The sequence below is a fragment of the Wenzhouxiangella sp. YN9 genome, from assembly GCF_056324165.1.
In genome coordinates this window covers 1-428 of sequence record NZ_JBJNIP010000047.1, presented here as the reverse complement: position 1 = coordinate 428, position 428 = coordinate 1, and the positions used below count along the sequence as shown (strand labels likewise).

At 59.1% G+C, this 428-nt stretch carries 1 protein-coding gene; it reads left to right on the top strand.

What is annotated here, in order from left to right:
- Positions 1-100: 100 nt before the first annotated feature.
- The gene (locus tag ACEWQ0_RS01410) at positions 101-307 is read left to right on the top strand and encodes a hypothetical protein (RefSeq protein WP_476484272.1); all 207 of its coding nucleotides are present in this window, start codon (positions 101-103) and stop codon (positions 305-307) included.
- Positions 308-428: the final 121 nt, after the last annotated feature.

Genomic DNA, 428 nt, shown 5'->3' with positions numbered 1-428 from the left:
GTAGATGCCGCCGCCTTCGGGAATGGCGCCGGAACTGCGCTCGGCTTTTTCCTGCGGCTTTCCGCCACCGCCTGACTGACTGCCGCGCCCGGAGCGCTCTTTGTCCGGCTTCTGCTCCGGCTTCTTCTCGGGCTTCTGCTCAGGCTTCTGCTCCGGCTTCTGCTCCGGCTTCTGCTCCGGCTTCTGCTCGGGCTTCTGCTCGGGCTTCTGCTCGGGCTTCTGGTACGGCTTCTGGTTCGGCTTCTGGTTCGGCTTCTGGTTAGGCTTCTGGTTCGGCTTCTGGTTCGGCTTCTGTTACGGCTTCTAGTCCGGATTATTGTAACGCTTCATGACAGGCTTCTCGTCCGTCTTCTGTTCACCATAATGCTCAGCATACAGGTACGCCTGCCAGCACGATCAATGAATGTATAAGCCACACCGGCTAAGTC